19 protein-coding genes are annotated in these 24094 nt (G+C 60.4%); 12 read left to right on the forward strand and 7 right to left on the reverse strand.

The annotated features are described in order from the left end of the window. From VNZ65_RS04940 to VNZ65_RS04985, 10 genes are all read left to right on the forward strand, one after another. Nucleotides 1-527: KR domain-containing protein (locus VNZ65_RS04940; protein ID WP_325666660.1), on the forward strand; the 527-nt coding region annotated here is incomplete at its 5' end. A 23-nt stretch (nucleotides 528-550) separates the two neighbouring features. Continuing rightward, nucleotides 551-6121, forward strand: a complete 5571-nt coding sequence (locus tag VNZ65_RS04945) for a beta-ketoacyl synthase N-terminal-like domain-containing protein (RefSeq protein WP_325666662.1) — start codon at nucleotides 551-553, stop codon at nucleotides 6119-6121. Beyond that, the gene (locus tag VNZ65_RS04950) at nucleotides 6118-7857 is read left to right on the forward strand and encodes a PfaD family polyunsaturated fatty acid/polyketide biosynthesis protein (RefSeq protein WP_325666664.1); all 1740 of its coding nucleotides are present in this window, start codon (nucleotides 6118-6120) and stop codon (nucleotides 7855-7857) included. Before VNZ65_RS04945 ends, VNZ65_RS04950 begins: the two co-directional genes overlap by 4 nt. A 45-nt stretch (nucleotides 7858-7902) precedes the next feature. Continuing rightward, complete coding sequence (locus tag VNZ65_RS04955; RefSeq protein ID WP_325666666.1) at nucleotides 7903-8697, forward strand: thioesterase II family protein; 795 nt, start codon at nucleotides 7903-7905, stop codon at nucleotides 8695-8697. Then, nucleotides 8694-9449, forward strand: a complete 756-nt coding sequence (locus VNZ65_RS04960; RefSeq protein WP_325666668.1) for a 4'-phosphopantetheinyl transferase family protein — start codon at nucleotides 8694-8696, stop codon at nucleotides 9447-9449. The genes VNZ65_RS04955 and VNZ65_RS04960 overlap by 4 nt, the downstream gene beginning before the upstream one ends. Further along, nucleotides 9433-10896, forward strand: coding sequence for a polysaccharide pyruvyl transferase family protein (locus VNZ65_RS04965; protein ID WP_325666669.1), 1464 nt, complete (start codon nucleotides 9433-9435; stop codon nucleotides 10894-10896). The genes VNZ65_RS04960 and VNZ65_RS04965 overlap by 17 nt, the downstream gene beginning before the upstream one ends. Before the next feature lie 62 nt (nucleotides 10897-10958). Continuing rightward, a complete protein-coding gene (locus VNZ65_RS04970; RefSeq protein ID WP_325666671.1) occupies nucleotides 10959-11582 on the forward strand; it encodes a hypothetical protein in 624 nt (207 codons plus the stop codon). A gap of 67 nt (nucleotides 11583-11649) precedes the next feature. Continuing rightward, nucleotides 11650-12444, forward strand: coding sequence for a deaminated glutathione amidase (locus VNZ65_RS04975; protein WP_325666673.1), 795 nt, complete (start codon nucleotides 11650-11652; stop codon nucleotides 12442-12444). 171 nt (nucleotides 12445-12615) lie between these two features. Then, nucleotides 12616-13905: a TCR/Tet family MFS transporter gene (locus VNZ65_RS04980; RefSeq protein ID WP_325666675.1), complete on the forward strand. Its 1290-nt coding sequence runs from the start codon at nucleotides 12616-12618 to the stop codon at nucleotides 13903-13905. Between the two features lie 818 nt (nucleotides 13906-14723). Continuing rightward, nucleotides 14724-15395 carry a DUF2076 domain-containing protein gene (locus tag VNZ65_RS04985; protein ID WP_325666677.1) on the forward strand — a complete coding sequence of 224 codons (672 nt, stop codon included), beginning with the start codon at nucleotides 14724-14726 and terminating at the stop codon, nucleotides 15393-15395. A gap of 203 nt (nucleotides 15396-15598) precedes the next feature. On the opposite strand, the gene VNZ65_RS04990 is transcribed toward VNZ65_RS04985, so the two are convergent. The 7 genes from VNZ65_RS04990 to VNZ65_RS05020 all read right to left on the reverse strand — a co-directional run bounded on the left by VNZ65_RS04990 (nucleotide 15599) and on the right by VNZ65_RS05020 (nucleotide 22476). After that, nucleotides 15599-16039: a type IV pilin protein gene (locus VNZ65_RS04990; RefSeq protein ID WP_325666681.1), complete on the reverse strand. Its 441-nt coding sequence runs from the start codon at nucleotides 16037-16039 to the stop codon at nucleotides 15599-15601. Between the two features lie 13 nt (nucleotides 16040-16052). Next, nucleotides 16053-19511, reverse strand: a complete 3459-nt coding sequence (locus VNZ65_RS04995) for a pilus assembly protein (RefSeq protein WP_325666683.1) — start codon at nucleotides 19509-19511, stop codon at nucleotides 16053-16055. Between the two features lie 17 nt (nucleotides 19512-19528). Continuing rightward, nucleotides 19529-20050 (reverse strand): pilus assembly PilX family protein, encoded by a 522-nt coding sequence (locus tag VNZ65_RS05000; protein WP_325666685.1) that lies wholly within the window; start codon nucleotides 20048-20050, stop codon nucleotides 19529-19531. Nucleotides 20051-20082: 32 nt separating this feature from the next. Continuing rightward, the gene (locus VNZ65_RS05005; protein WP_325666687.1) at nucleotides 20083-20991 is read right to left on the reverse strand and encodes a PilW family protein; all 909 of its coding nucleotides are present in this window, start codon (nucleotides 20989-20991) and stop codon (nucleotides 20083-20085) included. Further along, complete coding sequence (pilV, locus tag VNZ65_RS05010; protein ID WP_325666689.1) at nucleotides 20988-21557, reverse strand: type IV pilus modification protein PilV; 570 nt, start codon at nucleotides 21555-21557, stop codon at nucleotides 20988-20990. The genes VNZ65_RS05005 and pilV overlap by 4 nt, the downstream gene beginning before the upstream one ends. Before the next feature lie 23 nt (nucleotides 21558-21580). Beyond that, nucleotides 21581-22132, reverse strand: a complete 552-nt coding sequence (locus VNZ65_RS05015; RefSeq protein WP_349255967.1) for a GspH/FimT family pseudopilin — start codon at nucleotides 22130-22132, stop codon at nucleotides 21581-21583. A 161-nt stretch (nucleotides 22133-22293) separates the two neighbouring features. Then, nucleotides 22294-22476: a hypothetical protein gene (locus VNZ65_RS05020; RefSeq protein ID WP_325666693.1), complete on the reverse strand. Its 183-nt coding sequence runs from the start codon at nucleotides 22474-22476 to the stop codon at nucleotides 22294-22296. Between the two features lie 31 nt (nucleotides 22477-22507). Between VNZ65_RS05020 and VNZ65_RS05025 the strand changes: the two genes are divergently transcribed. Together VNZ65_RS05025 and miaB are read left to right on the forward strand one after the other, a co-directional pair. After that, complete coding sequence (locus VNZ65_RS05025; RefSeq protein WP_325666695.1) at nucleotides 22508-22858, forward strand: hypothetical protein; 351 nt, start codon at nucleotides 22508-22510, stop codon at nucleotides 22856-22858. Nucleotides 22859-22880: 22 nt separating this feature from the next. Beyond that, nucleotides 22881-24094: tRNA (N6-isopentenyl adenosine(37)-C2)-methylthiotransferase MiaB (gene miaB / locus VNZ65_RS05030; RefSeq protein ID WP_325666697.1), on the forward strand; the 1214-nt coding region annotated here is incomplete at its 3' end.

Consider the following 24094-nt stretch of genomic DNA (forward strand, 5'->3'; position numbering starts at 1 on the left):
CTCTGGTGCATGGGGCCGGCGCACTGGCCGACCGCAAGATTGCCGACAAGACCGAGGCCGATATCGACATCGTGTTCCGGCCCAAGCTGGATGGTTTGCTGACCTTGCTGGAAGCGCTGCGTGACGCGCCACCGGCGCGCACCGTGCTGTTTTCCTCAACAGCAGGCGTCTCCGGCAATGTCGGCCAGGCCGATTACGCAATGGCCAATGAAGCGCTGAGCAAACTGGCGTTCCACCTGCCGCATGCATGGCATGGCGCGCGCGTGGTTGCTCTGGCCTGGGGGCCGTGGGAGGGCGGCATGGTGACGCCGGCTCTGAAAAAGATGTTCGCAGAGCGCGACATCGGCCTGCTGCCGATTGCCGACGGCGCCTCCTTGTTTGCCGCCGCCCTGAGCGGCACCCGCGCCGGCGGTTACCAGTTCGTGGTGGGCGACGCCATGCTGGCCCCCGCCAGTGGACAGGCTGCCGCCGTTACCCCCACCCAATTTGCCGGAACCGCCACAACGGTTCTTGCTTATTCCATCTAAGCGGTCAAAGAGGAGATTTATTGATGTTTCCGTTAGATATCACAGGCATAGGCTGCCTGGTGCCCGATGCCGACACGCTTGACGGTTTCTGGGACAACCTGGTGGCAGGAAAACGTTCTATCCGCACCGCCGACAAGCAAGATTGGGGCGTTGACCCAACCCGTTTCATGCAACCTGGGCGCGGCATTGCCGACCATACGTCAAGCATCGAACTCGGCAAACCGGTCTGCTATGACTTCGACCCCAACGGCTACCTGCTGCCGCCGGAATTCCTGACGGCGCAGGATCGCTGCATCCAATGGCCGCTGGCGGTGGCGCGCACTGCGCTGAGCGATGCCGGCATGTGGCCCGGAACCGATCTGTCGCGAGTCGGCATCGTGCTGGGAAGTTATGCCTGGGCCGCCAGCTCGGCCAGCGACGCCATCACCCGGCCGCTGTACGATACGGCGCTGGCGCAGGCCCTTGCCAGCGCTGCACCGAACAACCCGCTGCAACTCAGCACAGGCCGCGTCACGCCTAGCACGCATCCCGAATCGGCGCGCGTTTCCGGCGGCATCACCACTACCCTGGCGCAAGCGCTCGGGCTCGGCGGCCCGCGCTATGCCATCGACGCCGCCTGCGCTACGTCCCTGTATGCGATTTATCTGGCGGCGCTGCACATTGCGTCGGGCGAGGCGGACAGCATGCTGGTGGTCGCCGCCAACGCCTTCGATACTTTGTTCGCCAATTTCGGCTTTGCCGCCACCCAGGCGCTGCCCGACGGCAGCACCAACCGCCCTTTCGATATCGGTTCCGATGGCGTAGCCCCAGCCGACGGCGCTGTGGCGCTGGTGTTGCGGCGCGCCGCCGGTCACAGCACGCAAGCCTATGGCACCGTGCGCGCCATAGGCTTGTCCAGCGACGGCCGCGGCCAGACCCTGACTGCGCCCAATCCGAAGGGCCAGCTGCTGGCTTGCGAGCGGGCTTATGCCCAGTCCGGCATCGATCCGGCTTCAGTGGCTTATGTAGAATGCCACGCGACCGGCACCCGGCTGGGCGACCGGGTAGAACTGGAAACCGTGGCCAAGGTATTCGGTCCCAACCAGCCGGTCGGTTCGGTCAAATCGAATGTAGGCCATCTGCTGACTGCCGCTGGCGTCGCCGGCCTGGTCAAAACCTTGCTGGCGATGCGTCACAACAACATACCGGCCACCGTCGGCATCCTGAACCCGCTGTCGCGGGAAATCGCCGGCACGCCCGCTATCCTGATGGAAAACACGCCCTGGCCGGGCAGTCACAAACGCGCCGCCATCAATGCCTTCGGTTTCGGCGGCGTCAACGCACACCTGATTCTGGACGGTCCCGGGCAGGCAGGTGGCGAACAAGGCCCGTCGCGCCGCAAAGGCGGCACCGCGCTGCTGACCGGCATGGGCGCCGCCATCGGCGACTGTCCGGATCTGGTGTCGGTGGCGCAGGCCTTGGCCGCAGGCCGCCCGCGTCTGCGGCCGCTGCCGGAAGAACGCCATGCCGGTCTGTCGCTGCCCTGCGCTGCACCGGCAGGCGCTTACCTAGAACGCGTCGCCATCGACGCCTTGCGCTTGCGCGTGCCGCCCAACGATATCGTGCGCATGCATCCGCAGCAGCTGCTGATGCTATCGGTGGCCGACGCCGCCTTGCATGATGCCGGCATCGTCCAAGGCAGCCGCACCGCAGTCATCATCGCCGGCTCCATGGACCATAGCGGTCACCGTTTGATGGCGCGCTGGGAATCTTCATGGCGGCTGGAAGACAGCCTGGACGCCGCCGGTTTCAAACTGACGCCGGAGGAACGCTCTGGCCTGACCCAGGCAGTACGCGAAGCCTTGCACAATCCAGTCGACGCCGTGGTCATGCTCAGCTATGTCGGCAGCCTGCTGGCCAGTCGGATTGCCGCCACCTGGGACTTCTCCGGCCCCGCTTTCATGCTGACAGGCGATGAAACCGGCGCCCTGCGCGCCATGGACCTGGGTGCGCAATTGCTGGCTGAGGGCGAAGCTGACGCGGTGCTGGTCGGCGCGGTCGATCTCGCTGGCGCCATCGAAAACCTGATGGTGCGGCTGGCCGCCGGGCGCGATATCTCACAGCCTTTGGGCGAAGGTGCTTGCGCCATCGTTCTGGAACCGTCGGCGGCGGTGCAGCAACGGGCGCAGCCGGCCTATGCCGAATGGCGCGGCGCCGGCTTCGGTTCGACGGCTGCAGCCGCTGCCCGCAATGCCGGCAACGCGAGCGCCATTCCGGCTACCTCGGTCGGTTTGTTCGAGACCACCGAAACATTGCCTGCGGCCAGCCTGCTGGGTGGCCGTCCGGCATTGGCCAGCGCAGCCGCCGTCTTCGGCCATAGCCGTATGGTGGCGCCTCTGCTCGGGACTCTCCATGCGGCGCTGGCGCTCAACGCGCGAACCGTGCCGGTCTGGGCTGGCTGGAAAGAACGCCAGAAAGAAGAAAAAATACCTCACGGCCTGAGCGAAGCGGATGCCTATGTACCAACTGAAGCGAGGCCATGGTTCCGTCCGGCTGCAGGTCGCCGCATCGCCGCCATCCTGGCGCAAGACGCCGACGGCAGTTCGGCGCAGGGCATGCTGGCGGAGGTTCCGGACGGTGTCGCCGCCAAAGCCATAGCGCCGGCATTGCCGTTGTTGTTCCCGCTAGCCGCTGAAAATAGCGCCGCCTTGACGGAACACTTGACGGCCTTGGCGCGCGAACTTGGCAATGGCGCCGATGCGGCGGAACTGTGCCGTGCCGCGGTCCGCGATTATCAGGCCGGGCCACCGCTGGCATTGGCGCTGGTGGCCGACGATAAAACAGAGTTGCTGGTCGAAGCGACAGCCGCGCTGGCGCAACTTTCAAAAGGTGCGGCGGAATGGCAGTCGCCGCGCGGCAGTCGCTATACCTCTCAACCGCTTGGCCGTGAAGGCAAGCTTGCCTTTGTGTACTCAGCCTTGAACACGGCGTTCACAGGATTGGCGGCAACAGCGGCGCAACTGGCCCCGCAATGCATCGAGCAAATGACCACGGCGCACCATGACGCCGGCCGCACCATCGGCAGCGCACAGCTCTATCCGCAAAGCCTGGCGCCATTGACGCCAGATGCACGGATGCAGATCGAAGAGCAACTGCTGCAAGATAACAACGCTTTGATCAACGCCGGTATCCTGTCGAGCTGGCAATACACGAAATTGCTGACCGAGCGCATCGGACTGCGCCCAGGACTCCTGTTCGGCCACAGCCTGGGCCAGTCCAGCATGCTGTTCGCCAATGGCGTCTGGACCCCGGGCGATGCCTGGAGTGAGCGCCTGAAGGGACTCGACAGCACCCTGGCCAAGTTATCCGGCGACAAACAAGGTGTGCGCGAACTGTGGCAATTGCCGCCGGAGGCACCGGTAGACTGGGTTAATTTCCTGGTGCTGGCGCCGGCAGCGGCGGTGGTGGATGCTGCCCGCCATGAGCCACGCGCCTATGTCAGCCTGATCAATGCGCCGGATGAAGTCACCTTGGTCGGCGAGCGCGCCGCTTGCGCCCGCATCCTGCACAAACTGAGCGCCGATGCGGTACCGGCACCAGACAGCCTGGCGATGCATTGCGCTCCAGCGGCGCAGGAGCACGCCAATATCGCGGCATGCTTCAGCGTTCCGATTGGCGCTCAACCGGCTGGCCTGCTGTTTGCGGGCGGCGCCCCGCGTAGTTGGGATTCGGAAGCATTGGCGGAGCGGATTGCAGGCGACCTGGTGGCGCCGCTCGACTTCCCGGCGTTGACCGAGCAAGCCTATGCCGAGGGTGCCCGCTTGTTTCTCGAACTAGGTCCGGGCGCCAACTGCAGCCGCTGGATTGGCAAAACCCTGCAAGGCAGGCCGCACGCCAGTTTTGCACTGGGGCGCCGGGATCAGAGCGATGCAACGATGTTCATCAGACTGCTGGCTTTGTTGGTGACGCATCGCGTGCCGCTGGACCTGGCCGCAATTCTCGACACGCCGCCGCTGGTGAAGAAGCCCGCGCTTTACAAGGATCTGGTGTTCGGCAAACCCGCCATCGGCAAAACGCTGGTCGAATCGCTGCGCAAGCAAGGCCTGGATCAGGTTTTGTCCAGACCGCTTGAAAAACCCCAACCTATTACCACCATGCCTGCAACGGCTACCAGGAACAGCATGACTACATCCGATACGCATCACACCCCGCCAGCGCCGCTGCCGCCCGCCGACGCCTCGTTGCACAATCTGCTGCAAAACCTGGAGCAGCAGGCGCAACAGCACGGCGCCCAGCTCGCCACGCAGCACGCAGCGCTGGCCAACCTGCTTAACCTCAACCCGAGTCCGCCGCCCGCGGCCCAGCACAATGGCCTGGCCGCGAATCCCTCGCCGGCGCGGGAGATCTTGTTCGGTGAGGCCGACATCATGGAATTCGCCGAAGGCCGGGTCGCCAACGTACTGGGACCGCAATACGCGGCTATCGACAACCTGCCGCGCCGGGTGCGCGTGCCGGGTCCACCGTTCATGGCGGTCAGCCGGGTCACCCGCATGTCCGGTACCCACGGCAAGCTGGAAGACGCTCGCATCCGTACCGAGTACGATATTCCCGATCCGGCCTGGAACGCCGTCGATGGCCAGGTATCGTATCTGTCGCTGGATGCCCAGGGCGTATTGTTCCTGGTCGGCTGGCTCGGCATCGATTTCGAAAACCAGGGCCAACGCGCCTATCGCTGGCTGGATGCGCAATTGACTTACCTAGGGCCTATGCCGCAGGCCGGCCAGCGCGTCGAATACGATATCCATATCAAGCAGTCGTTCCGTAACGGCGACGCGACCCTGTTTAAGACCGATTTCCTGGCGCACGTCGACGGCCAGCCGATGCTCAAAATCGAACACTGCACGGCCGGCTTCTTCACCTACGAAGAACTGGCCAAGGGCGCCGGCATTACGGACCAGCACCGGACTCCGCGCAAAGTCACGCAAAGCGGATTCCGCGCGCCGCTGACGCCGCCAGGACGGGCGCTGGAGAATGCCGACCTGATCGCTCTGGCGCGCGGCGATATCGCACAAGTGCTATCGCCCGCGCATGCCACCGGCGGCCGCAATCCGTCGCTGCGGATTCCGCCGCCGGTAATCCAGTTCATCGACAGGGTGACGCGGATTGAAAGCGGCGGCGCCTACGGGCTCGGCGTCAGCGAAGCGGAGTTCCGCCTGGATCCGCAACACTGGGCGATCCGTGCGCACTTCAAGGATGACCCGATCTTCCCTGGACCTTGCATGATGGAAGGCGCATTCCAGCTGCTGCAGATCCATGCGCTGGCGCTTGGCTTGCAGACCGCCGTCAGCGGCGCCCGCTTCCAGCCTGTGCCAGACCGGCCGATCCTGGTGCGCTTCCGTGCCCAGGTTTTACCGCAGAATCAGTTGTTCGGCTATCGCGCCGATATCGTCGAAATCGGCTTGGGTCCGGAACCCTACTTGATCGCCGATATCGATCTGATCGATAACGGTCGCGTGGTAGGACGGGTGGAAGGACTGGGTATCCGCCTGGTCGGTCAGTCGGCGCCGCAAAGCAGCCACGGCACGCTGGCGCCGGCAAGCGGAGTGGCGTTATGAGCTCGGCCGCGCACAACGTAGCGCAAAACGTAGTACGCAACGCAGAGCAACTCGGCAGCGCCGCTTTCCGCCAGAGACACGGACTTCGCCTGGCCTATATGGCAGGCGCGATGGCTAACGGCATTGCCGGCGAAGCGCTGGTAGAGTCCTTGACACGGGCCGGTTGCCTGGCCAGTTTCGGCGCTGCAGGCCTGTCGCTGCAACGCACCGAGGCTGCCATCGCCCACCTGCGTGCGGCCTTGCCTGGCAAGCCGCTGTGTTTCAATCTGATTCATACGCCGGACGATCCTGAACTGGAATTAGCGTTGGTCGAGCTGTACCTGAAAAACGGCATCGAAACCGTCGAGGCTTCAGCCTTCATGTCGCTCAGCCCTGCCATTGTGCTGTACCGCGCGCGCGGCGCCCATATCGACGCCGCCGGCCGCGCCATTGCCCGTAATCGCGTGATCGCCAAGGTCTCGCGGCGCGAAGTCGCAGAGCCCTTCTTTCGCCCTGCACCGGAAACGATCTTGTCTGCCTTGCTGGCCAGCGGCGCGCTCACGGCCGGCGAAGCGGCTGCAGCACGGCTGTTGCCGGTAGCCGACGACGTTACCGTGGAAGCTGATTCCGGCGGCCACACCGATCGCCAGTCGCTGGTCTGCGCGCTGCCGGCGCTGGCCCTGCTGCGCGAGCGCATCGCCCGCAGTTTCTCGGCAGCGGCCCGGGTGGGCCTCGGCGCAGCAGGCGGCATGAGTACGCCGGCCGCGATTGCAGCGGCTTTCGCCATGGGCGCTGACTATATCGTCACCGGGTCGGTCAACCAGGCATGCGTAGAAGCGGCCACCTCCCCCGCTGTCAAACGGCTACTGGCAGAGGCCGACCTCGCTGACGTCGCAATGGCGCCAGCGGCCGACATGTTTGAACTTGGTGTGCAAGTCCAGGTGTTGAAGCGCGGCAGCTTGTTTGCCGTCAGGGCCACCGCGCTGTGGGACCTGTATCGCACCTTCCCGTCGCTGGAGGCGCTGCCGCCGGCAGAACGCGAGCGGCTGGAACGCCAGTTTTTCCGCCTGCCGTTTACCGAGATCATCGCCGCAACCGACGCCTTCTGGCGCGAGCGCAATCCGGCGCTGGCAAATCTGGCGACGCGTGATCCGAAGGTACAGATGGGGTTGGTGTTCCGCTGGTACCTGGGGCAATCCTCGCGTTGGGCGATCCTGGGCCAGGAAGAGCGCCTGTTCGACTATCAGGTCTGGTGCGGACCGGCGATGGGCGCGTTCAACGCCTGGGCTGCCGACACCCGGTTCGCCAAGCCGGAAGCGCGACGAGCTGCGGAGATCGCTGACGCGCTGATGAAGGCTGCGACAGAGCGTTCCTTCAATGGCGCAGCGCCGTCGCTCGCGCTGCACGACGCGTCGCCGGTAGCGCTGCCGATCGCTGCAACAGACATCAAAGCGACCGCAGGCTCGCCGCAGAGCGAGGAGGATATCCAGGAATGGCTGATGGAACAGATCGCCGACCAGCTTGCGGTCTCGACCGACGAGATCGATCCGCGCCGCACCTTTGAAAGCTACGCGCTGGACTCGGCGCGCGCGCTGTTGATCCTGACGCGGCTGGAGACCAGGCTCAGCCTGAAATTGTCGCCGACGTTGATCTGGAACTATCCGACCATCGAGGCGCTGGCGGCGCGCCTGTACAAGATGTCGCAGGATCGCAACGCACCGGCCGAGGCGGCGGCTGAAGCGGCGCAGCCGGCATGAAACAACCTCTACTTGTCAGAAATCAGAAACCAGGAATCAGCAACCATGCCGACTACTCAAGCAAGCAAGACTTTTCCGGTCCAGCGCCCGGATCCCTACGATAATTGGCTGATGTTCCGTAAGCCGCGTCCGAAGGCAGCGATCCGGCTGCTGTGCTTCCATCATGCCGGCGGCGCGGCGCTGGCCTACCGCTCCTGGGTCGACCGAATGCCGGCTTTCGTGGATGTCTGCCCGGTGCAACTGCCTGGACGTAGCACACGCATGAACGAAGAGCCAGGCCGCAACGTCGACATCATGGTCGCCTCCCTGCTGCGCGCCATCGAGCCGCTGCTGGACCGGCCGCTGGCATTGTTCGGCCACAGCATGGGGGCGACGCTGGCGTTTGCCGCCGCACAGGTACTGGAACGCAAGCAGGCACAGGTCGTGCATCTGTTCGCGGCCGGGCGCCGGGCGCCGATCCCGGAGTACAAAACAGATCTGCACCGGCTGACGGACGCCGGTTTGGAAGCCTATCTCAGGCAACTGGGCGGCACGCCTGACATCGTGTTCCAGGAACCCGATCTGAGAGCCAACGTGTTCTCGCTATTACGCGCCGATTTTGAAATGAACGACCGCTTCACCGCCGTCGGCCGCTTGCAGAATGTACCTATTTCCGCCATGGGCGGGAATCAGGACGAACATGTCCCGGTAGCTGCGCTGGACCATTGGCGCGGTTTGACAGGTGCAGGCTTTAACAGGCATCTGTTCCAGGGTGGCCATTTTTTTGTGCGCGATGAAGAGACCGCTGTGATTCAGCATGTCTCATCGACCTTGGCGGCGAGCGTCGAGTATTCGCTGTGAACGAACTGGCGAATCAGCAGGCGACCGAGTTGGCGACCGACACGCACAGTATCCATGTCATCGCCATCGCGTTGGACGATACCGAACCGGACTACGCGTTGTTGTCCGAAACGGAGCGTCAACGCGCCGGTCGCTTCTTGCGGCAACAGGATGGCGCGCGCTTTGCCGCAGCGCATGATGCATTGCGGCGTTTACTGGCGGCTGCGCTTGAAACTCCCGCCGCAGAGCTGCGCATCGCAGCCAGCAGTGACGGCAAACCCTGGCTGCTGCGATATCCCGGACTGGCTTTCAACCTGAGCCACTCCGGCGCCGTCGCCCTGGTCGCGATCGGCCGCGATATGCGATTGGGTATCGATATCGAACATCGGGAACGGCCGGCCGCCGCACATTTCGACTGGCGCGGCATTGCCAGCACCTATTTCACCCAGCGCGAGCGCACAGCAATAGGCGCCGGTGCCGATGCAGCATATCGCTTCCTGCAAATGTGGACTGCGAAGGAGTCTGTATTGAAGGCCATCGGCAGCGGACTGTCGGAACTGGAGCAGGTCGAAGTGGCTTTCGACGGCGCCGTTCCGCTGCTGCTGTCCAGGCATCACCTGCGCTGGCGCCTGATGCCGCTGGCGATCACCGGCGGCCACCCGGCCGCCCTGACACACGACGGGCCGTCCCGCCCCCTCCGCTACTGGCGTTGGGACGGCTCCCTGCAACCTGCATTCATTGAAAAGAACATCTCTTATGTCCAAGCTGCTTGAAGAATTTCTGGCGTCCAACGCCGCCTATCCAGTCATGTACCGCCAGCTCAACCAGCTGATTGGCAGCGCCGCCAGCCTGCCGCCGCTGGTCAGGGAGCCCGGCGCGCCTTTGCGCTTGTTGTTCGCCGGCTATGCCGGCGGCGGCAACACCGGCTCCGATGTACGGGTAGCGGAAATGATGCGGCAGGTGCGTGCCATCCTGGGCCGCGACAAGGTGGTGATCGGCCTGGTCGCCACCGGCGACGAACTGCCGCCCGATTTGCTGGACGACGTCATTCTGGAACCGGTGCTAGGCTATTTCCCCGACTTCCTCATGCAGACCATCCCGCGCTATGACGGTGTGATCGCCTGCGATGGTTCCATGTTTAAATCAAATTTGTGTTCGATGTTGTCCGGCATGCTGGGCGGCGCGCTGGGCATCGCCGCCGCCGCCGGCAAGCTGGCGATCGGCTACGGCGCGGAGGCCGGCAAGATGGATCCCGACCTGAGTGAATTTGTCGCCGGCCTCGGCCGCGCGCCGCTGGTTTTGTGCCGCAACGAGGAATCCAGGGTAGTGCTGGAACCGCTTGGCTTGCGCACCACAGGCGGCGCCGACACCGCATGGACTTATCAGGCGGAACCGGCCGTGGCCGCCACGGAGCGGTTGCACGCGCTGCGCCTGGTACGCCGGCCGCTGCTGGTCGTATGTCCGATGAATCCATTCTGGTGGCCAGTAAGCCCGGACCTGCTCAAAGCGCAGGAACTGGATCAAACCGGCGCCCATCGCGATCTGCATTTCGGCAGCCTGCTATTTCATCCCGACGATGAAATCATCCGTACACGCTATGCAACCTATCTCGACGCGCTGGCCTTCGCGGCGCGGCAATGGCAACAGGAAAGCGGCGGCAGCGTGCTGATTGTCGGCATGGATAAAGTCGACCGTATCGCATGCAACGATCTCGCGGGCCGTTTCAAGCAAGCGCCGCCGGTAGTGGTCAGCGGCGACGCACCGCCCGCTGCCATGGTCGGCCTGCTGCGGGCAGCTGACCTGTTGCTGAGCTCACGCTTCCACGCCATCGTCACCAGCATGGAAGCCGGCGTGCCGGCGGTCGGCGTCAGCATGGATGAGCGGATCGCAAATCTGCTGGGCAAAGAAGAGATCGGCCGCCGCATGCTGAAAGTCGATGCTGCAGATTTGCCGGAACGACTGGTCGCCTCCCTGCGTCATGCAGAAGCAGAACGTAGCCGCATCCACGCGCAAACGCGCGCCGCGGTAGTAATGCAATTGCGCAGCATGGCAGAAATGGGAATGCGTTTTGCCAGAGAAGTACGGCGCTTCCATCCTGATTTGCAGACGCCGGACGAAGCCGGCCCCTGGACCGCCTTCCTGCCGTCACTCAGCCCGCAACTGGAAGAGCTGATTGCACCGCATGCGGCCAGGGTCCAAACTAGCGCTTTGACAGTGTAAGAACGTTGATGCGCCTTGCGGCGCTGGTTGTTGTCATATTTTATAAAACGGAGATACCAATAATGACCGTCAGATTTATTCCCAGGATTTCCATCCTGATCTCCGCAGCCGCGTTGCTTCTGAGCGCCACCGCGTGTTCCACCGACAAGGATCCCAATGAAAGGGTTACCGGCGATAGCGGCAGCAAACTCTTGAGACTCAGTTCCAAGCAGGTTACCGTTGATCTCAATGACAAGGAACGGGCAACCTTGACGCAAGTCCAGGATAAGCTGTTTCCCAGCCTGAACGGTTCCGGGGCGGTCGCCGCCAGTGCCTGGGCGCTGGAGGAGATGGGCTTCAAGCCGGTCAAGGCAGACCCGGAGGTTTTCCTGGTAGAAGCCCAGAAAGACAAGGTGATCGGCGTGCGCTGGCGGGAGGCGATTCGCGCCATATTCAAGAGCAGGGGAATTCCGCTGAGCGCCAAACCCGATCATGAGAGCGTCAATGCCGTCATTTCGGTGCGTCCAGGCATGAGCGGCTCGGCAACGCTGGTGCGGGCGCGCTTTACCGCCACCATCTGGGACACCGCCGGCGATTCGAAAACCACCACAGTGACGGACCGGGAAATATACGACAAGTTTTTCTTGCACATGGGCGAATCCCTGTCTGGCGCCAAGCACCGCCCGCCTATGCCTGAAAATGGTTAAATCGTTAAATGGTTAAGCATTGCGCCAAGCTGGCGCAGGCCTGAATACAGGAAAAAAGAAAGGCATCATGAAAGTGGCTCTTGGACAGTTTGCAGTCAGCCGGGAATGGCCGAAAAATGTAAAAACGTGTATTGATTTGATGGCGCAGGCGAAGCACGGCGCTGCCGATCTGCTGGTGTTGCCGGAAGGCGTGCTGGCGCGCGACATTGCCGATCCCGACATCGTGCTCAAAGCGGCGCAACCATTGGACGGTCCGTTCGTGACGCAACTCTTGGCGGCCAGCATCGGTTCAAATCTTACCGTCGCGCTGTGCATACACATACCTGCGCCAAATCAACGGGTATTCAATACACTGATCGTGCTACGCAATGGCGAGATCATTGCGCAGTACCGAAAATTGCACTTGTACGATGCTTTTTCCGTGAAAGAATCGACCAACGTCAGTCCTGGAAACGAGATTCCTCCTTTGCTGGATATCACGGGACTCAAGGTCGGATTGATGACCTGCTACGACGTCCGGTTCCCCGAAATGGCGCGCCGTCTGGTGCTGGACGGCGCCCAATTACTAGTGCTGCCTTCCGCTTGGCTCACAGGGCCGCTGAAGGAGATGCATTGGGAAGTCCTGATTACCGCACGCGCGCTGGAAAACACCTGCTATATGGCGGCCACCGGCGAATGCGGGCCGCGTAATATCGGCAACAGCATGGTGGTAGATCCGCTGGGGGTCGCCGTGGCGCGCGCCGCCGAAGGACCAGCCTTGATTTTTGCCGATGTCGACCCGGCGCGCATCGCGTATGCACGGAGCGTGCTGCCGGTGCTGGAGAATCGTCGTTTCGAGGCGCCCCGGCTGACGCGAGACTAGACGACAAAGAACGGGCGCTGGCATTTCCTCAATTGAACAGTTCCATATCGGCCTGGCATGCGCATCGTCATGGTCATGGTCATCAAACCGTCATATGAATTGTCGTGCCTATCACTAAGACGGTCCTTGTCCGCCACCGCACGATGACACCACCTACCGGAGTAGCAAAGCGTGACCACTTCCAGCACTAAGACACAGCACAAGGCCCGCACTGCCGCCATGCCTTTCATCATGTTGACGGTGTTGATCGACATGGTTTCAGTCGGCCTGATCGTGCCGGTATTGCCAGCGCTGGTAGGCAAATTCACCGGCTCGCAAGCGGATACGGCATTCTGGTATGGCGCCGTGGCGTTTGCCTTTGGCCTGGCGAATTTCTTCGGCGCGCCGGTCCTGGGCGCGCTGTCAGACAGATATGGCCGGCGGCCGATATTGCTGCTGGGATTTTGCGGCCTGGCCCTGAATTTTTTCGCCACCGCGTTTTCGACCGCACTGTGGATGCTGATCGTGGTGCGCCTGGTGGGCGGCGCCATGCAAGCCAACGCGGCCGTGTGCAATGCCTACGTGGCCGACATCACGCCGCCGGAACAACGCGCCAAGCGCTTCGGCATGATCGGGGCGATGTTCGGTGTCGGCTTCATCATCGGGCCGGTGATGGGCGGTTTGCTGGGAGCCATCAGTTTACGCCTGCCTTTCATTGTCGCCGGCAGCCTGGCCCTGACCAACCTCGCTTATGGCTATTTTGTGCTGCCGGAATCGCTGCCGGCCGACCGCCGTCGCGCCTTCAGCTGGAAGTCTGCCAACCCACTGTCTTCCCTGCACGCGTTATCGCGACTGAAAACGGTCGGTCTCCTGGTCGGAGTGGTTGCCTGCAGCGGCCTCGCACAATTCATACTGTTCACCATCTGGATGCTCTACACCAACCTCAAGTTTGATTGGGGGCCCTTGCAAAACGGCCAGGCGCTGGCAGCGGTCGGCATCATGTCGGTGTTGGTGCAAGGGGTATTGCTGAACCCTCTGCTCAAGCGCTTCAGCCCCCAGCGGCTGGCGATCATCGGCCTGCTGTCGTCGACTATCGCCTATTTGTTGTGGGGGATGGCCAGCCATGGCTGGATGATGTACGCCATCATTTTCGCCAACATCTTCGGTCCCACAGTCACCGCCGCAGTCCAGAGCATCATTTCCGGCGCGGCGGATTCGCAAAACCAGGGCCAGACACTGGGCGCAGTCAGCTCGCTCAACAGCTTGATGGCGGTGATTGCGCCTGTCATCGGAGCGCCCTTGCTGGGCGCGGTATCTAGCCTGCCAAAAGGAGACTGGCGCATCGGCGCGCCCTTCTATTTCTGCGCAGCGTTGCAGTTGGCTTCGCTGGTTCTGGCGTTCCTGTACTTCCGGCGGCAGCGCCATGCACGCGCCTTTGTGTATTTGGTACAGAAATTGCCGCCTGATGCGACAAAGGCGTGATCGGATACGCTAATGTGTTTTCGACTTTGGGCAATCTGTAACTGAATTTCCGTGGCTGGTAGCCCGCATGAGTGCTAGGGTCATGTTTTCGACTTTAATTGGTCGGAATACCAAATTGATCACAATGAATAAAGTTGGTCGGAAATTGATTCCGCTGTGCTGCTTCAAAAGTCGAAAGCCACCTGTACCCTAGCGGATCCAGACAATGTGACGAGTAGATGCTGATCACAAGCATTTGCGCTATAGAAGGGAGAGTTTTTTTTTTGGGGGGGGCGGCAGAAAATAAAATGCTGTCTTACGTTCATCTGGGGGCCAATTAATCTCCAAACATCCCAATTAATGACCACACTGCACTTCTAATGAGGTATGACCTCATCGCGCCCATTGCCGATGAGATTGTAAAAATATTTAAGAAATTATTTTTGCGGTGCTTAGTACGGTGCTTTTCAATAAAAAAATATACAACTCGTTTATTTACAAAGGCTATAGATAGATATTAAACTCCACCTATCGAACACGTTTCAAGAAGTCTAGTAACGTACAATAACCCGCCTCTAGCCTTGTGCTGATGCGGGTTTTTTGTTTGTCGGACACTTTTAAACGCGTTTACTTCGGCATTTCGGGCGGCAAAAAAAAGCAGGGGTACAAGGTCGTCGTGAAGGGCCCATTGGCGAACTGGCAGGAAGATGTTGCCTGCCAGACAGAAGAGCAGATTTGATCCTGCAGGTATTTCAATGCCGATACCAAATACCTCTTGAACGCCAGTACAAATGGCGCCATATGAAGCTCCTGACCATCACTCCTACGGAGCAACCTCCATGAGTCCGCAAGAATCGCAAGCTTTGCAAGATTTCCTCAATCAACTCGTCCAGGCAAGAGGCATCGCCAAGGATCCGCAAGCCGATGCGCTGATCGCCAGTGCAGTGGCGCAGCAGCCCGACGCTGCTTATTTGCTGGTGCAGCGCGCGCTGCTGATGGATCAGGCACTGAATGCGGCCAAGGCGCAGATCGCGAACCTCCAAAGCCAGGTCCAGGCAGCACAGGCGCCTGCACGCGGCTTCCTGGATCCGGCAAATGCCTGGGGCAACAGTGCGGCGCCAGCGTCACGTCCGGCAGCGACGCCTTATCCTTCAGCGCCAATGCAGCAGCAGGCTGCGGCTGCCTATCAGACACCTCTGCAGGCACCGGCGGCAGCGCCGGGCTTTTTCGGTGGCGGGATTGGCAATGTGCTGGGCAGCGTCGCCACCACTGCTGCGGGTGTCGCCGGCGGCGCGTTCCTGTTCCAGGGGATTGAGCACTTAATGGGGAACGGCGGCAATCACGGCGGCGGGCTGTTTGGCCAGCAGGCGGCGACGCCATTGGCGGCACCGGTGGAAAACACCACCATCAATAATTACTACGGGGATGACAACTCGTCGGATGATAGCTCAAGCACCTCGAATGACATCGCCAGCAGCGACCTCGATTCGAATGACGGATCGTTAGCGTAGAACATTTTCCGGACCGCAGACAGATAGAAAAAACGGGCCCGAGCGACGTTCAGTTGAGGCTGAACGGCGCTCTTGTTCATGAGCAGAAAACGCCGGAGAGCATCATCTAGTTTGGGTGACAGGCTAGGCGACGACGTTGATTGCCTCAGGCAAAGCCAGTCTTGCCCGAGGCTTTCATTAAGCGATACAAGAGCGCATGGTTCCTAGCGAGCAGCCCAGCAGTTGCCGATGAAAGTCGGATCAGTAGAAGCGCTTACTCCCCGTGCGCCGGTATTGTCCAACGTGAATGTACCGCACTTGTCGGCAGCGACCGGCGCGGCCGACAACACGTAGCTAGTACCACTGCCGGAGCTGATGCTGAGATTGTATCTTGCGGTCCCACCGGGCGGTGATTGACGTGCGGGCATGGCGGCCTTGACAGTCGAGGTGTCCGCTATCGGATAAGTGTTATTGATCGTGAACTGCTGCTGCATCCAGTTGCTATCCTGCAGCAATGCCGCCATCGCAGCAGCGCGATCGCCGCGCTGTACATAGGCTCTATAGCTGGGCACAGCGACCGCGGCCAGGATCGCAATCACGACGACCACAATCATCAGTTCAATCAAGGTGAAACCGCGCTGCTGATGCATGTTTCCGAATTTCATAGAGATTCCCTTATCACGGATGTAGCGACAATTGCCGCCAGCGGCGCACCGCGACGCCTTTGAGGTTAAATGGCTGGCATGAGGTTTTTCCCGTAAGGTCGACGTACTCCAGGCATGGCGGTTTTGTCGGGTCGGGAGGAGTCATTGGCAGCGGCGTACCTACCGTACCGGCTATGGTTGCCGATGCCAGGTTGGTGGCCGTGGTGCCAGCCACGATCAAGGAAAATTTCGAGGAATAGGCGCCGCTCAGGTAATTGACCCCCATGATCTGCGAGCTGCCGCCGCCAGAGCACGGATCGGCCGTATTCGGCGACAAGGTGGTGGTCAGCAGGATGATGTTTTTCAGTACCTGCAGATTGCCGACAGCGCGTTCGCCGCTGGCAGGCAGATCGATGTACCAGCCGCGCTGCGATACCCAGTTGATGGCGTTGCTGGATACGGTACGGCCTAGCAAGGCGCCGGTCGACGACAACACGTTGGTCAAGGTCTGCTGGACCAATTGGCTGCGGGTAGCTGTGGCCGCACCGGCTTTATCCCATATACCATACACGCTCTGCGTATCTGTATTGGCTTTGTCGGTGGTCTCTATATATTTGCCGGTGCCTATCATCACCATGTAGCCGCCCAAGGGATGGGAAGCGATTGCCGGTGCCTGCACGATCGGTTGCACAACGGAGCTGGCGTTGGTCGCGGTAAACAGTGCGCTGCTGGTCCACTTGGTCGAATCGCTATTGCTTAAATCGAACTTCCACAGATTACCCTGCAAGTCCCCGGCATACGCGGCAACCACTTGGCGCTGGCTGTTGAACAACAGGGTCGGGGCGGACAAGCCATTCAATGACGTGGCGCTGCCGACGCCGGTATCGATTTTATTCAGCAATGCGCCACTGTTGACATCCACCAGGTACAACACAGCATGGCCGTTGCTACTGTTGTAGCCATTGCCAAACAGGGCGGCCCATTTCCCGGTAGCCAGTTGCACCACCGCCGGCGCGCCCAATACATTGCCGAGGTCGGCATCGCTGCCGGCGGCATACTCCCACAACACGCTGCCCGTAGAAAGTGCCGAGCCGTTGAAGGTCGTGCCGGTAGGTGTGATGTCCACAGCGAACACGCTTTGCGCTCCAGCGCCGGTTGTACCCAGCAAGATATTTTTCCAGGCCGAGCCGATATAGGCATCTCCTTCCGCCAGCGGCCCGTCGACAAAATAATGGTGACCGTAGTTTGGATCGCTCAAGGTCTTGAGGTTGGGATAAACGCTGTTTGGAATGAAGGCAAAGGTCTCTACGCCGGAATTGGCGTCAAACGCGTGCAGCATGCCGTCGTTGGCGCCGACATATACCACGCCGTTTGCATTCTTGGTCGATTTGGTGGAGAGGAAGGTCGTGTAAGTAGCGCCGCCGCCGCTTGCCGCCGGCAGCACCGAATAGCCAAAGTCGGTGCTTTGTACAAACAGGGGGGAAGAATTGACAATATCCCCGAGCTTGTACTGGCGGTAACGGTATATGCCGCTACCGCTGCCATCGGCGGCTTGCTCCATCGCGGAATTGCCTCTCAGATAATCCACGACATTGGTTGACACCAAAGCGCTTTGCTGGCTGCCTGTGCCCGTCGTCAGACTCCCCCATGCGAAATTGACCGCTGCTTTCGAAGTCGGATTCCAGGTGACGATATTGCGCGACGCGTAGGCGGGCAACAAGGTCGCGGCATCCCATTGCGGCGTCGTATTGAGTGTGCCGTCAGTATTCACCGCGAAAGCCTTCAGGTGGCCAGCCCAGGTGCCTGAATCAAAACTTGGCACGTAGGCGTAGGCCGAAGAGCTGACAGCAGTGCCTGGATAGGCAATGCTGGAACCGGAGCCGGTAGCCCTGCCGATCTCGGCCAGAATGCTGTTCAGGCCGGCTTGCAGAAGCTGGGGATTTTTTGCGCTGAAATAACTGCCGTGGCCGTTCACTGCGGTATGCCACAAATCGTCAATCGCGGTTGGGTCGTCTGCTACCGGCGTCGGCCAATTCTTTGTCCCGGCCTTGATCGCCGCATAGTCGCCGGTGGTTGCTGTCTTGTAGTCTGGCTGGTATATAAGTGTGCCATTTGCTCCCAGGCCAATCGTATGGGTGGTCATATGCTGCCAGGTCGCCGGATCGGTCGGAGTGGCCGTAATCTTGCCTACCGTGCCGCCATTTCCTGAGCGCACGCCGACATCGTTGATCCAGTATTTCATCGCGGTGTCCGCCAATGTATTGGAATTGGCAGTCTTGCCCTCGTAAAAAGGCGTCGGAAATGCGCTGCCTGGCGTCAATGCCGTGCCGGAAACCGGATCATTGTTAATCGGCGCCGGCAAAGTAGCCGGTACCTTGCCGTCCTGATCACCGATCGTGCTCGGTACGCTCCCGTTCCAGAAACCGTCGGTTGAAAGAATTGTGTAATTGGCCTGGCATTTCAGCTGCACCGGATCATCGACGGTGCTCGCGCCGTACATGCCGTTTCCCATATAGTACTGGCCGACATTGTCCAACGCGGCGATCAGCGGCGTACCGCCGCCAGGACTGATGGCATATAGCTTGGCGTACCAGGCCGCCTTCTGGGTAGCGCTGAAGGTGGACAGCGGCACAAAATTGGTGGCGTCCGTATTGGTATTGCTATTGTTATCGTTAATCGTCGCAAAACCGACGCGGAAGCGGTCGCTGATCCCGGCGAACGCCGTCCCGAGCGAGGTTTTCGTCATGAGTATCCGCGTACGGTAATAAGAAAACCAGTTGGCGAAATTCTGAATTTCCTCGGCATAGGTGCAGGTCGACGCAGCAGCACAATCGGTACGAGTGGTTGCCTTAGGATAAGTCTTGGTACTCGGAAGAATGTCCACCCGGGTATAGTTTGTGCTGGTGTTCTGACCGGAACTGCCGGTCGGTGTGCCGCTGCCTGCCCAATTGTAATAAAAGGCATATTGCGCCACGTAAGTATTGTTCTTGCTGCTGCTGGAACTGCGGCAGTTATTATAGGGGGAGAAAGCCGCCGGATCATAGAGCGGCAATGGAATTGCCGAAGTCGCATAGCAACCCTCGCTGATATTGTCCAGCGTCGTGCTCGGATCAAGATACGGATCGATAATCGTCGCTCCGGTACTTGCAGCCCCCATGGAGGTTCCGTCCGAGTTTACGCCAGGCGAATAAGTCGTGGCAGGGCTATAGTAAATCTGATTCCAGGCACTGGAATAGTATGACCGCCGGTCCTTTGCTGAATCATATTCCGCAGTGGCATCAAGGCCTGTGACGGTACCCCACACCATACTGCCCGAGTTATCCAGCATGTACATGATGTTCGGCGGTGGCGGTACCGGCAGGAACAATGGGACTTGCGCTATTTCGGCAAGCGCCACACCCGATACCGCGGCCATCGCCAGGCAGACGCAATGCGCTGCCAGCTTGACCAGCCGGCCAAGCGGCATGCGCCGCGATACACTCGTTCGTAACATTGAAACTCTCCCTACGCTCATAATTTTAAATAGCTTTGCAGCAGTACGACGGCGTTGGAGGTGCCGTCGACGCCACGCGCCGTAATCCGATAAACCTTGGTGGTGAGGTCCCGCTTTGTCTGCGTCGGCCCAAGGCCGATGGTCGAAGTCACATCCTCGACGATGCACTGCGGTGCCGGGGGCGCCCCGGTCCAGGTGATCCCCGTGCCCAAGGTCACTGCCGGCAAGACCGCCGTCTTGGTCGCCCCGCTGGCCCAGGTTGTCGCGTTATCCCACGCATTCGATGTCGTGCCCGGCGTAGTCAGCATGCTGCTCAGGCTCTTGGTGCCTATCTTGCTGTTTTGCGTCCCGGCTTCGCAGTAACGCAAGGCCCGCTCGGCAGCCTGGAAGGCGGCTTGCTGGTTGCGCGTATTGCCTGCCATTTTTTCGTTGAGCGTGACGTTGCGGATGGCCACTGCACCAATCAGCATCATGACGACCAGGAAAATCAGCACCATCGGCAGCGCGATGCCGGATTGCTGGAGTTTTGTGTTTGCCATAAATGTGCTGGAATAAGTTGGTCTGGCGCCAGTCAGCTGACCAGGCTGGCGGCAGCGTTGTTACGCAAGGTAAAGACGCGTGTCATGGTGGTATGCAATAGCTGATCGCTCGCCGTGGTGGCCGTCGTCGCACCGCACTTGTAATAAGTCTGGCCTGTGCTGGTCGTGACGACGTTGTTGGTGCTGTGGATTTCCAGGCAAATCGTGACCGTCACGACCCGGTCCCAGCCGACTCTGTTGTTGCCGTTGATGCTGGAAGCTCCGGCTGTGCTGGCGGACGTCGTCGATTGCATCGGCGTGTATTGATTGCCGGTGTCAATGCCATAGGTAATCGTCATATTGTCAACATTGCTCAACAGCGCTTGCGCGGTGCTTCCCGCATTGCCCTGGCAATATAAAACTTTCTTGGTGGTGTCGAGATAAAAACTGTTCATGACGAGGGCGCCGGCGGTGCTGGTGGCGCCGGTAGCTTGCGTGCCGCTGCAATCGGTCCCGGCTCCGCTGATCAGGCTGTTGGACGGGGTATTGACGGTGTCATAGGGTTCGCTGGTATAGCTGACCGCAAAAGCCGGCGCAGTCAAGGTGGCGGCGCAGGTCGGCGGGGTGGTCGTGATCGGCTGCACAAAGCCGTTGTCGCAACCCATCAGTCCGGTCAGCGTCGAATAGGCCGTCGGCGGGAAATCGGTGCTATTGCCAGTCAGCATATTGCCAAACCCGGCCTGCATCAGGCTGCGGCCGATGACACTCAAGGCATAGCGGCCGTCCTCCTGGATGCGGGCATTGTCATCGTTCAAGCGTGAACTGGATTTGCTGTTGAAATACAGGCTGCTGAGAAAGAGCAGCAGGATCAGGCCGATGGTCATCGAGACCATCAGCTCGATCAGCGTAAATCCTTGCATCCTGCGCTTTTCACCAGCCATCGGCGAGAGTAGGTTCATCATGGCATTACCACCATTAAAAAACAACGCATCGCAGCTTTGTCGCTGGTGCTCATGGTTGTAGGAAAGACCTTGCTGTCGCATCCTGGATCGGCGGTGGCGGCCAGCGACTTGTCCGGTTCGCTGAAATAGACGGTCACGACAAAGCCGTTGGTGCTGTCGCCTGCCACTGTTCCCCAGCCGCCAGCCATGGCCCTGTTCATTGCCAGCCGCCAGGCGTCTATATCGACACTGGCAATCTCGCCCGGCGTGCAGGCGCCGGCGGTGGCGCAGCTTGGCGAAGTAGCGGTGTATGCCGCTGAATACGTGCCGCCGGCGGTATAGTTGCCCGCTATCGCTCCTGCGGCGTTGGCGCGTATCCGGTCACCGATATCGGATCCGTACTGGCTGGCCAGCGAGCGGAAATTCGCCACCTTCTGATAGCGCAGCGCCGCCACTTGCAGCCCAGCCAGCCCAAGCAGCGCAAACGCCGAAATGGTAATGGCGATCAGCACTTCGATCATGCCGACGCCGCCTTGCCTGCGGCGCCCAGGCGCTTTTTTTCTGCCGACAAAGACCATGTCTCTCATCTCTCTCATTTATATCAACGAAATCAAGTTGGGCAACTGGTGCCGCCAGCCGGGAGCGCGCTGGTGCGCCCGCTTGGTGAAAAACACACCATGCGTGGAAATTTGCTGTTGAATGAAAAGGTAAAACTGTCGGGCGGCGCCGGCATCGGCGTACCGCTTGCGACATAGGTGATGAAAGTCAGCGTCGGCGTGGTCGCCGCGGAAGCCGCCTGGATGATCGTGCCACTGGTAAACGGCCCCTGGCGCGCCAGGATGTTGGTGGCCGTCGGCGTGGTGGCGCTTGTCCCTACATACACCAGCCAGCCGCTGCCCCAGTCCGAGCTGCTGGTGTCGCAGGCCGGGGTTGCAGCGGTTTCGGCGTTGACGCTACGGCAGATGGTGACAGCCCCGCTGCGTTGAATCGCCTCGGAACGGGTCAGCATGGTGGCGCCGATGAATTCGTTGACATTGCCAGACAAGCGATTCTGGGCAATGAAATTGCCCATGGACGGCAAGCCGACCGCGGCAAGGATAGCCACGACGACAATCGTGACCATCAACTCGATTAACGTGAATCCTCTGCTAACTATGGGCATGATGTAGTTATTTTTTTTCTTGAAAGACAAAACAATCCTGGTATTTCTCTGCACGCTAGGCCCCTCTGAAAAACGCAGAATCCAATCGATGCCGAATTATAGTTTTTGAGTTTCCACAAAGAAAGCATTTCGATCCCCGGCCGTCGCCGCCAAAGTGCCACTCATCCGTCATTATTTGCAAAAACATAATTCAATAACAAAAAAACAATTTCCGGTTCAATCCATTTTCGCCAAAGATCCAGCCCCGGCCCGATCCCGTTCCATGGCCGCCAAATGCTATAATCCGCGCTTCCCACATGCACGCCGCCAAGCGCGCCGGCCGGTCTGGGCAGCACTTCCAACATCACGCACGTGGCTTTCGTTTATGGAGTTCTTATGTCTGCAACAATGCGGCCAATCCGCCTGCTCATGATTTTCCTGCTGGCGACGCTGGCCTTTTCCGCCATGGCGGTCGAGCGCGACTTCCCCGCCACCACCTTGCGCGGCAAATTGACCATCACCGACTACCCAAATGTCACGGTGAGCGGCAACACGCTGCGCCTGTCGCCAGGGTCGCGCATCTGGAACACCCAGCAGCTGACCCAGGTCCCGAGCTCGCTGGGCAGCAACACCTATCTGGTGAATTACACCTTGAACACGCAAGGCGACATCGATCGCGTCTGGATCCTGACTTCCGATGAAGCCGGCCAGAAAATTGAAGCGCAGCGCAATAGCTTGAAACGGTAATAAAGCAGTCATGGAAAAAACGATGCAAAAGAAAGTATTCATCAAGACCTTCGGCTGTCAGATGAACGAGTACGACTCGGACAAGATGGCCGATGTGCTGAACGCTTCCGACGGCCTGGTCAAGACCGACCGTCCGGAGGATGCCGACGTGATCTTGCTGAATACCTGTTCGGTGCGCGAAAAGGCGCAGGAGAAGGTGTTTTCCGACCTCGGCCGCCTGCGCGAGCTGAAGCGCAACAATCCCGATCTGCTGATCGGCGTCGGCGGCTGCGTGGCTTCGCAGGAAGGTGCTGCCATTATTAAGCGCGCGCCGTATGTCGACATGGTGTTCGGCCCGCAAACCCTGCACCGCTTGCCGGAAATGATCAGCCAGCGCCGTGCTACCGGCAATTCGCAGGTCGACATCAGCTTCCCTGAAATCGAAAAATTCGACCACATGCCGCCCGCCAAGGTGGAGGGCGCGACGGCGTTCGTCTCGATCATGGAAGGCTGCAGCAAGTATTGCAGCTACTGTGTGGTGCCCTATACTCGTGGCGAAGAAGTATCGCGCCGCTTTGAGGACGTGCTGACTGAAGTGGCCGGGCTGGCCGAGCAAGGCGTCAAGGAAATCACGCTGCTGGGCCAGAACGTGAATGCCTTCCGCGGCGTCATGGCGGATGGCGAGATTGCCGATTTCGCCTTGCTGATCGAGTACATCGCCGAGATCCCCGGCATCGAGCGGATCCGCTTCGTCACCAGCCATCCGAAAGAATTCACGCAGCGCCTGATCGACACCTACGCCAAGGTGCCGAAACTGGTCGATCACCTGTACCTGCCGGCACAGCATGGTTCCGACCGCATCCTGTCGGCCATGAAGCGCGGCTATACCGTGCTGGAATACAAGTCGGTGATCCGCCGTCTGCGCCAGGTGCGCCCCAATATCACGATTTCGAGCGACTTCATCATCGGCTTTCCGGGCGAGACCGACGCCGATTTCGAGGCGCTGATGAAGCTGATCACCGATATCGGTTACGACAACAGTTTCAGTTTCATTTTCAGTCCTCGCCCGGGTACGCCTGCGGCCAATCTGCAGGACGACACGCCGCATGAAGTCAAGCTGAAGCGGCTGCAGCACCTGCAGTCCGTGGTGGAAGAAAACATGGCGCGCATCAGCGCGGCGATGGTCGGCACGGTGCAGCGCATCCTGGTGGAAGGCCCGTCCAAAAAGAATCCGGCCGAACTGCAAGGCCGCACCGA

The organism is Collimonas sp., from assembly GCF_035566555.1.
In the GTDB taxonomy this organism is placed as follows: domain Bacteria; phylum Pseudomonadota; class Gammaproteobacteria; order Burkholderiales; family Burkholderiaceae_D; genus Collimonas.

What these genes read in the sequence shown, in the direction of transcription:
- VNZ65_RS05005 (WP_325666687.1), bottom strand. Translation starts at nt 20,991, where the DNA reads ATGATGAACCTACTCTCGCCGATGGCTGGTGAAAAGCGCAGGATGCAA.
- VNZ65_RS04955 (WP_325666666.1), top strand. Translation starts at nt 7,903, where the DNA reads ATGCCGACTACTCAAGCAAGCAAGACTTTTCCGGTCCAGCGCCCGGAT.
- VNZ65_RS04970 (WP_325666671.1), top strand. Translation starts at nt 10,959, where the DNA reads ATGACCGTCAGATTTATTCCCAGGATTTCCATCCTGATCTCCGCAGCC.
- VNZ65_RS05015 (WP_349255967.1), bottom strand. Translation starts at nt 22,132, where the DNA reads ATGCCCATAGTTAGCAGAGGATTCACGTTAATCGAGTTGATGGTCACG.
- VNZ65_RS05000 (WP_325666685.1), bottom strand. Translation starts at nt 20,050, where the DNA reads ATGGCAAACACAAAACTCCAGCAATCCGGCATCGCGCTGCCGATGGTG.
- VNZ65_RS04995 (WP_325666683.1), bottom strand. Translation starts at nt 19,511, where the DNA reads ATGTTACGAACGAGTGTATCGCGGCGCATGCCGCTTGGCCGGCTGGTC.
- VNZ65_RS04990 (WP_325666681.1), bottom strand. Translation starts at nt 16,039, where the DNA reads ATGAAATTCGGAAACATGCATCAGCAGCGCGGTTTCACCTTGATTGAA.
- VNZ65_RS04975 (WP_325666673.1), top strand. Translation starts at nt 11,650, where the DNA reads ATGAAAGTGGCTCTTGGACAGTTTGCAGTCAGCCGGGAATGGCCGAAA.
- VNZ65_RS04945 (WP_325666662.1), top strand. Translation starts at nt 551, where the DNA reads ATGTTTCCGTTAGATATCACAGGCATAGGCTGCCTGGTGCCCGATGCC.
- VNZ65_RS05025 (WP_325666695.1), top strand. Translation starts at nt 22,508, where the DNA reads ATGTCTGCAACAATGCGGCCAATCCGCCTGCTCATGATTTTCCTGCTG.
- VNZ65_RS05020 (WP_325666693.1), bottom strand. Translation starts at nt 22,476, where the DNA reads ATGTTGGAAGTGCTGCCCAGACCGGCCGGCGCGCTTGGCGGCGTGCAT.
- pilV (WP_325666689.1), bottom strand. Translation starts at nt 21,557, where the DNA reads ATGAGAGACATGGTCTTTGTCGGCAGAAAAAAAGCGCCTGGGCGCCGC.
- VNZ65_RS04950 (WP_325666664.1), top strand. Translation starts at nt 6,118, where the DNA reads ATGAGCTCGGCCGCGCACAACGTAGCGCAAAACGTAGTACGCAACGCA.
- VNZ65_RS04985 (WP_325666677.1), top strand. Translation starts at nt 14,724, where the DNA reads ATGAGTCCGCAAGAATCGCAAGCTTTGCAAGATTTCCTCAATCAACTC.
- VNZ65_RS04965 (WP_325666669.1), top strand. Translation starts at nt 9,433, where the DNA reads ATGTCCAAGCTGCTTGAAGAATTTCTGGCGTCCAACGCCGCCTATCCA.